Raw genomic sequence first — 7,626 nt, forward strand, 5'->3', positions numbered from 1 at the left:
GCGAGGGGCGGTGGCGCATTCGCCACCGCCCCTCGCCGCGTTCCGGTGTCACTTGACGCAAGCACCGGCAGTAGGTTGCATACGTTCTGTGATCGCGCATCGAGCCCCCTACGCCGCCGCATCCCCGTCGCCGCCGTCCCCGACCCCGTGGGCCGACGCGGCCCGTCCGCTCTCCACATGCGCCTCCACGCGTCCGACCGCACACGTTCCGGGGGCCGCGCCGTGGACCCGGTGATCATCGTCGGTGCCGGGCCGGTCGGCCTGGTGCTGTCGCTCGCCCTCGCGGCACAGGGAGTGCCTTCCGTGCTCCTCGACGAGGACCCCGGCAAGGACGAGACACGCCCGGCCCGCACGGTCGTGCTCCGGGAGGACACGGCCGACCTGGTGGAGCGGCTCGGCTGCAAGGCGCTCCAGGACGAGGGCCTTCGCTGGTCCGGCTGGCGGTCCCTGCGCCGCAAGCAGCTGGTACGCGAACTGCCGCTCGGCGAAGGCGCCCCGTCGGGGAACCCGCCGGCCGCCCCCGTCCATGTCCCGCAGCATGCGCTGGTGCGCGGACTGCGGGACGCGGTGGCCGCGCAGGACCTCGTCCGGACGACGGGGCCCAGCCGGATCGACACGCTGGAACAGGACCCGGCCGGGGTCACCGTGCACACCAGGGAGCCCGGTTCGACCTGGTGGCGGGGGAGTTACCTGGTCGGCTGCGACGGGGCGCGGTCCACCGTGCGCAAGCTCCTCGACATCCGGTTCCCCGGACGTACGGCGGTGGAGCGGCATGCCGTCGCCGCGCTGCGCACCGAACTGCCCTGGCCGGGCGAGGCCGTACTGCACCGGCTGCCGCCCTGGCGCACCGGTGGCGCCGAGGTGACCGCACGGCCGCTGCCGGACGATGTCTGGCGGCTGGACTGGCTGCTGCCGCCACGTGGCGAGCTCGTCACGCCCGATGTCCTGGTCGCCCGGGTCCGGGACACCCTGGCGGGCTGGTGCGGCGAGACGCCCCCGTACGAGCTGCTGGACACCGGCGTCTACACGCTGCACCACCGGCTCGCCCGGCGGTGGCGGGTGAAGCGGGCCTTCCTCGCCGGGGACGCCGCCCATCTGCTGGGCGCGCTCGGCACCCAGGGGCTGGACGAGGGGCTGCGGGACGCCGAGAACCTGGCCTGGAAACTGGCGCTGGCCTGGCATCACGGCGCGTCCGACGTGCTCCTGGACAGCTATCAGGCCGAGCGCCGGGCCGCGGTCGCCTCACGGCTGCGCGCCGCCGACCAGTCGCTGCCGATACTGCGGGGCGGCGGCGGACTGCGGACCCTGGTCCCGGGGAGCGCACGGGGGCACGATTCGCTGCTCACCGACGGACATCTGGGCTGCGGCCCCCTCGGTGCGCCCCCTTCATACTCCCTGTCCCCTCTTGCGCCCCCACGCGCCGAGGCGCACGTCTCCGTGGGTACGCCCCCCGGTGCGCCGGTCGCCGATGTGCGGGTGACTGCGCCGGACGGCACGCGCGTACGGCTCCGGGAGCGACTGGGACAGGGGCAGCTGCTGGTGGTCCTGGTAGCCCCGGGCACCGGTGTGTGGGACCGGCGGCACTGGATGCGGGCGGGGGTCATGCCCCGGCTCGTCGAGGCGGTGGACGCCCTGCCGGTGAAGGGTGAACTGCTGGTGGCGGAGAGCTATCCGGGGGCGCCCGCGCACACCGTTCTGCTGGTCAGGCCGGACGGTCACCTCGTGGATTCGTTCGGCGGGGTACGGCCCACGGACCTCCTCGCGGCGGCGGAAGCGGCGCGCGGCGGCGCGGCCCGCACCTCCGAACGCTCCGACCGCACCGCAGACATCAATTGACCCCCGCAGGCGCACATGGTCTACTCCGGAACATGACCGACACCGATGTGCGCCTGTGGCGGAGGGTCCATATGGACCTGCTCCGCTATGCGGGCTGCGTGTGTCGCCCGTCCTGCTGAATCGCCTTCTCCTGCTCCGCCGTGCGCCACGACGTAGGGCGTGAGCATCCGCGCGAACTCTCAGGACGGTCCCCTTGTCTGCCTCTCCCTCCCCTGTTCCCGTACGCACGTCCACTTCCGGTCCGACGGCCGCGGAACTGCTCGACTTCGTCCGCCGCACCGCCGCGGACGCCGCCCTCTTGGCCTCGCTCCCCCTCGATCCCGAGGGCCGAACCTGGACCCGGCTCGACGGGCCCGGCGGCAGTGAGGCCTGGCTGATCGGCTGGCCGCCCGGCACCGGCACCGGCTGGCACGACCACGCCGACTCGATCGGCGCCTTCCTGACCGCGAGCGGCACGCTCAAGGAGCACTCGCTCGCGGCGCGGCTGCCCACCGACGGGTGGAGGACCCTGGAACTGACCGAGGACATCGACCGCTCACGGGAGTTGACGCCAGGTCGGGGCAGGGCCTTCGGCAGGCACCATGTGCACGAGGTGCTGAACGAGTCCGCCGCGGAGCACGCCGTATCCGTCCACGCGTACTATCCGCCGCTGCCGCAGATCCGGCGCTACAGCCGCACCGGTGCGGTGCTCCGTCTCGAACAGACCGAACGCCCGGAGGACTGGCAGTGAGCGACGAACCGCACGACGGCACGATACGGGTCGGCGCCGAACCGACCGGTACGCGACGGGTTGGTACGGAGCCTGTTGGTACGAAGCCGATCGGGATCGATGAGCTCCTGGAGCGGGTCCGGTCCGGATACGAACGGCTCGGCCCCGATGAGGCCGGCGCGGCGGCCGCCGAGGGGGCCCTGCTCGTCGACATCCGCTATGCGGAGCTGCGTACCCGGGACGGGCTGATCCCGGGCGCGCTGGTCGTCGAGCGCAATGAGCTGGAGTGGCGGCTGGACCCGCAGGGGAGCCATCGCGCGGCGGAGGCGGTGAGCCACGGTCTCCGGATCGTGGTGATCTGCGACGAGGGCTATGCGTCGAGCCTCGCCGTCGAGTCCCTGCACCGGCTCGGGCTGCACCGGGCAACCGATCTCGTCGGCGGCTTCCAGGCCTGGCGCGCGGCGGGGCTCCCGGTCGACGCGTGACCGGGAGCCCCGGGCCTGGGCAGACGGGGCCGGCCCTCGCCCGGGGTCTGCCGGTCACTGACTCGATGTGACGGCCTCCACCGGGCGGGCCTTCAGCGCCACCCTGCCCGGCAGCGCCGTGGCGGTCAGGGCCAGCAGCGCCGCGGCGCCCACCACCGCCGCGTACACCAGCGGCAGAACGGCGGGCGCCGCGCTGCCCGTCATACCGATACTGAACGCGGTCAGCACGGCGAGCGCGATTCCGGTGCCGAGAACGGCGGCGACCAGCAGGACCGACACGGTCTCGATACGGAGCATCCGCAGCACCTGGCGTCGCGTCGCTCCGGCCAGCCGGAGCAACGCGAACTCCTTGAGCCGCTCCGACACCGACATGGCGAGCGTGTTGACGACCGCGATGGCGGTGAAGGCCAGGACGAGGCCCATGGCGAGATAGTTGACCTCGGCGTTCTCCTGCTGCCGGTCCGCCTGGAGCCGGTCGGCGGCCGTCGGGGCCAGCACGGCGATACCGGGGAACCTCCTTACGGAGGCGGCCAGTGCGCTGCGAGAAGCGTCTCCGGCCACCAGAACGGTCGCGGCCAGTGGGTTGTCCATGTGGCGGGCGACCAGCTCGTGCGGCAGCGTCAGATCACCGAAGCCCAGCCCGCGGTGGTAGACGGCGGCGACCGTGAGGGTGGCGGGTGTCCCGTCACCGAGGTGCAGCTCCAGCGTGCTGCCGGGGTGGAGACCGAGCCGGTCGGCGGCGAGTTCACTGATCGCGGCGGTGCGTGGGTCCGCGGTGAACGCGGCGATCGAACCGCTCGTCACCTCGGGGTCCCAGGTGCGGGCGAGGCCGGCCGCCGTGACCCCCTGGGCCGGGTACTTGTCGAGCCCGACCCGGACCGTGGTCCGGACGACCTCCGTCGCGGCGGTGACACCCGGCGTCGCGCGGACCGCGTCGACGGCGGCGGACGGGACGCCGGGGCCCTGTGCGCCCAGTACCCAGGTCGCACGGGTGCCCTCCCGGGCCTGGGCCAGGGCGGCGTTCCCGAGGGTCGGCTGGATGAAGATCACCGTGCAGGTCATGCCGATGAGCAGGGTGAGCGGGGTGACGACGGAGGCCATCCGGGTGGAGTTCCCGCGGATGTTGGCGTTGGCCAGCTTCCCCATGGGGCCGGCAGGCCGGAGCACCGACCTCAGCAGGACAGCGGCCGCCCGTACGAGGTACGGGCCCAGGAGCGACACCGCCGTGGCCAGCACCACCACGGCGAGGAAGGTGACGGGGGTCGAGGCGGCCTCGGTGCGCAGGATGCTCAGTACGGCGACCAGTACGCCGCCCCCGATGAGCAGGACCAGGCCGACGAGGGTCCGCGCACGGGCGGGGCGGGCCCGCTCGACCGCGGCTTCGGCCATGGCCTCGGCCGGGCGGAGTCCTGCGATGCGGCGGCCCGCGATCCGCGCGGCGGCCCAGGCGCCGATGAGCGTGACGGCCACGGCGACGCAGGCCGGGAAGATGCCTGCCGTCCGCTCCAGGGTCGCCGGGATCGCTCCTGTGTCGATGAATCGACTGTTCAGCCAGCCGGCGAGCGGCAGTCCCGCCAGCGCGCCCAGCACCCCGGCGACGGCACCGACCACCAGGGCCTCACGGCCGAGCAGCCGGCGGATCTGCCGTGAGGTGGCGGCGATGGTGCGGAGCAGGGCCAGTTCACGGTGGCGCTGCTGGATGGAGAGCGCGAACGTGCCGACGACGACGAGCACGGCGACCAGCAGGGAGGTACCGCCCATGGCCGCACCCATGGAGATGAGCTTGACGCGGGCGCCCGCCGCGTCCAGGAACTCGACCGGCCCGCGGTCGTCACCCGTGGCGACCTGGGCAGTCGTTCCCTCAAGGGCATGGGCGACCTGCTGCTTCAACCGGCCGAGGTCCGTCCCGGATGCGGGCAGCACGCCGAACGCGCTGACCCGGCCGGGGCGGGCGGCGAGACGCTCGGCCTCCGCCGTGGAGAAGAACAGCGAGGTCTGCTGCCGGAGTTGACCACGGCCGTCCGGGGCCGCGATGCCGCTGACACGGTACGTGCGAGGAGCCCGGGTGGACTGCACGGTGAGCCGGTCACCGGTCGTCAGGCCGGCCCGTTCGGCGAGGCCCCGGTCGATCACCACGTCGTCGCCGGTGGCCGGTGCGCGGCCTGCGGTGAGGGCGAACGGGGTGAGCGGGGCGGAGGCCCACGCGTGGCCGTAGGACGGTGGACCGGCAGCTCCCTCACCCGTGGGAAGACCGAGCGGCTGGGCGAGGAAGGTCAGTTCGGGGACGACCGCGCGGACGCCCTCCAGGTCACGGAGCCGGTCGGCGTCTCCCGCGGGGAGCCAGGCCCGTTCGGCGACCGGCTTCGCCTTGTGCTTGACCTTGGTCTTTCCGTTGCCCTTGTGCTTGACGGTGGTCCGGTGGACGTTCTGGTCGGCGGAGACGACGAGCGGCGTCGCGGCATAGCGTTCGGTGGCGATACGCCCGCGCAGGCCGGTCTCCAGCAGGGTGCCGCAGGCGGTGACGAGAGCTGCGGCGCACATGAGGGCCAGCAGCGCTCCGAGGAATCCGCCCTTGCGGTGTCTGATGGTCTGCAGGGCGTAGCGCAGCATCATAATGCGTCCGTCTCTTTTCCGTTGTCGTCTGCGGTGTTGTTGCCCGGACTGCTGCCGTCACCGGGCCTGCGTGCGCCGGGCTCCGGAGGCACGTCGTCGGCCACGCAGCCGTAGCGGGCCGGCTCGCGCAGGTGGTGGCCGGTGGCCGCGGTGTCCGGGCCCAGGGCGCGTGCGAGGGGCGCGGCCGTCGCGGGGCGGTGCTTGCCCAGGTGCTGACGGATCCGCCGGCGTCGCGGCTGGGCCAGGCCGTGTCCGTGGAGGCCCGCCGGCTCCGTGATCTCGGTACCACCGGGCTTCTCTGGCATGCGTCACAGACTGCTCTGTGCACAGGCGCCTGTGCACTGGAGCGTTCCGCCGTCTTGGTACGGGGGCTTTCCCCCGTACCAAGGGCACGTCCCGGCCGGCGCGCCCAGGAGCACTTCCCGGCCCGAATCCGTCGCGACACACCCGTATGGCCTCGCTCCGGTGGAGCGATCCCCGCGCGGGACAGACATTCGCCTCAACGACAAGGACCGCTACGACGGGGAGCCCGCACCGATGCCGACCACCGCCCTCACCCCTGACGAGTTCGACATCCGGGCCGCTCGTCTCCACGACACGGATGCGTGGCGGCAGATCGTCACGGGCTGGGACCTCACGGCCCCGGAACCCGTACCTCCCGCCCCGGCCGAGCCCGAGCCGGACGACCCGTCACGCTCGACGCACCCGCTGCGTCCGTCGCACCCGTCGCAGGGGGACCTCGCCGACTGGCGTGACCTGCTGTCCGTGCCGGTCGATCAGCTGATCGCGGATACGGTCCGCGCCCTGCCCGCCACCGCGCCGCGCGAGCGCCCGCTCCCCGGGCGCCTCGGTGCGGTACTGCCCGACCGGCTCCACTCCTGGCGGCGCATCGGACAGCCCGATGTGCGGCCCTCCACCCATCTCGCCCATGCGCGGCAGATCCTGACCGAGTGGGGCTGGCAGAACACCCCGTACCGGCTTCGCAACGCGAGGGGCGCCCGCTGTGTCTGCGGTGCCATGCTCACCGCGCACCGCCTCGGCTACGGCTCGCCGGCCACCGTCGACCGGGCCGGCGCCTGGCTGATCACCGAGCTCCGCTCGCAGGGCTGGACCGGGTTGATCGGGCCGTGGAACCGGTACCCCGGACGTACGGCCGCAGACGCCCTCGCCCTGATCGACGCCACCGTCAACCGCGCCGCCCGCGCCGGGCAGTGAGGGCGCAGAACCCCTGCCGTCCGCCGCGCCCCGGGGGCCTCGCCGCCCGCGACTCCCCCGAGGGGCGCAGGTGTCCGGAACCGCGGAAGGCCGAACGACCGACCGGCCCGTCCGGATGCCGACCGGCCCGTCGGGATCCTGTCCCGCCGGTCCGGATGCCACCGGTCAGAAGGGATGTCGGCCGGTCAGAAGGGATCGTCCAGCCCTTCGGTGTCCTCGCCCTCCTCCTCGAGTGCCCTGCGCACCACACGCAGGGCCATTCCCTCCCCGTACCCCTTGCGGGCGAGCATGCCGGCAAGCCGGCGCAGTCGCTTGTCGCGGTCCAGCCCCCGGGTGGAACGGAGTTTGCGCGCGACGAGTTCGCGCGCCGTCGCCTCCTCCTGATCCGGGTCGAGCTGGCCGACGGCTTCGTCGATCACTGCCGCGTCCACCCCCTTGGTCCGCAGCTCACGGACGAGTGCGCGGCGGGCGAGCCCTCGGCCGTGATGCCGGGATTCCACCCAGGCATCGGCGAACGCGGCATCGTCGATCAGTCCGACATCCTCGAAGCGCGAGAGCACTTCTTCGGCGGCCTCGTCGGGGATCTCCCGTTTGCGCAGGGCGTCCGCGAGCTGCTTGCGGGTGCGCGGCGTCCCGGTGAGCAGCCGCAGACAGATGTTGCGCGCCTGCTCGACAGGGTCTCGCGGCTCCCCCTTCTCGGCCCTCGACGAGGAGGGGGAGCCGCTGCTTCTGGAACGGGATCGGGAACGGCGCCCGCCCCCCTCACCG

The 7,626-nt window shown here is 73.3% G+C and carries 8 protein-coding genes; 5 read left to right on the top strand and 3 right to left on the bottom strand.

The genetic code is table 11. The features are described from left to right. Positions 1 to 222 precede the first annotated feature (222 nt). From J1C73_RS15260 to J1C73_RS15270, 4 genes are all read left to right on the top strand, one after another. On the top strand, positions 223 to 1,836 hold the full coding sequence (locus tag J1C73_RS15260) for an FAD-dependent monooxygenase (RefSeq protein ID WP_207316854.1): 1,614 nt from the start codon (positions 223 to 225) through the stop codon (positions 1,834 to 1,836). 32 nt (positions 1,837 to 1,868) lie between these two features. Beyond that, positions 1,869 to 1,955, top strand: a complete 87-nt coding sequence (locus tag J1C73_RS36025) for a putative leader peptide (RefSeq protein ID WP_311307652.1) — start codon at positions 1,869 to 1,871, stop codon at positions 1,953 to 1,955. 74 nt (positions 1,956 to 2,029) lie between these two features. Then, positions 2,030 to 2,566 (top strand): cupin domain-containing protein, encoded by a 537-nt coding sequence (locus tag J1C73_RS15265; protein ID WP_207316849.1) that lies wholly within the window; start codon positions 2,030 to 2,032, stop codon positions 2,564 to 2,566. A 23-nt stretch (positions 2,567 to 2,589) separates the two neighbouring features. Next, positions 2,590 to 3,030, top strand: coding sequence for a rhodanese-like domain-containing protein (locus J1C73_RS15270; protein ID WP_207316855.1), 441 nt, complete (start codon positions 2,590 to 2,592; stop codon positions 3,028 to 3,030). A gap of 54 nt (positions 3,031 to 3,084) precedes the next feature. Here J1C73_RS15270 and J1C73_RS15275 read toward each other — a convergent pair whose 3' ends face one another. After that, complete coding sequence (locus tag J1C73_RS15275; RefSeq protein WP_207316850.1) at positions 3,085 to 5,643, bottom strand: FtsX-like permease family protein; 2,559 nt, start codon at positions 5,641 to 5,643, stop codon at positions 3,085 to 3,087. Beyond that, the gene (locus J1C73_RS15280) at positions 5,640 to 5,948 is read right to left on the bottom strand and encodes a winged helix-turn-helix domain-containing protein (RefSeq protein WP_207316851.1); all 309 of its coding nucleotides are present in this window, start codon (positions 5,946 to 5,948) and stop codon (positions 5,640 to 5,642) included. Before J1C73_RS15280 ends, J1C73_RS15275 begins: the two co-directional genes overlap by 4 nt. A gap of 232 nt (positions 5,949 to 6,180) precedes the next feature. Here J1C73_RS15280 and J1C73_RS15285 point away from each other — a divergent pair, with 232 nt between their 5' ends. Further along, positions 6,181 to 6,858, top strand: coding sequence for a DUF6197 family protein (locus tag J1C73_RS15285; RefSeq protein WP_207316856.1), 678 nt, complete (start codon positions 6,181 to 6,183; stop codon positions 6,856 to 6,858). A 185-nt stretch (positions 6,859 to 7,043) separates the two neighbouring features. Here J1C73_RS15285 and recX read toward each other — a convergent pair. Next, the coding region (gene recX / locus J1C73_RS15290; protein WP_207316852.1) for a recombination regulator RecX at positions 7,044 to 7,626 on the bottom strand (583 nt) is incomplete at its 5' end.

It is taken from the genome of Streptomyces laculatispora (assembly GCF_017353455.1).
GTDB lineage: Bacteria > Actinomycetota > Actinomycetes > Streptomycetales > Streptomycetaceae > Streptomyces > Streptomyces laculatispora.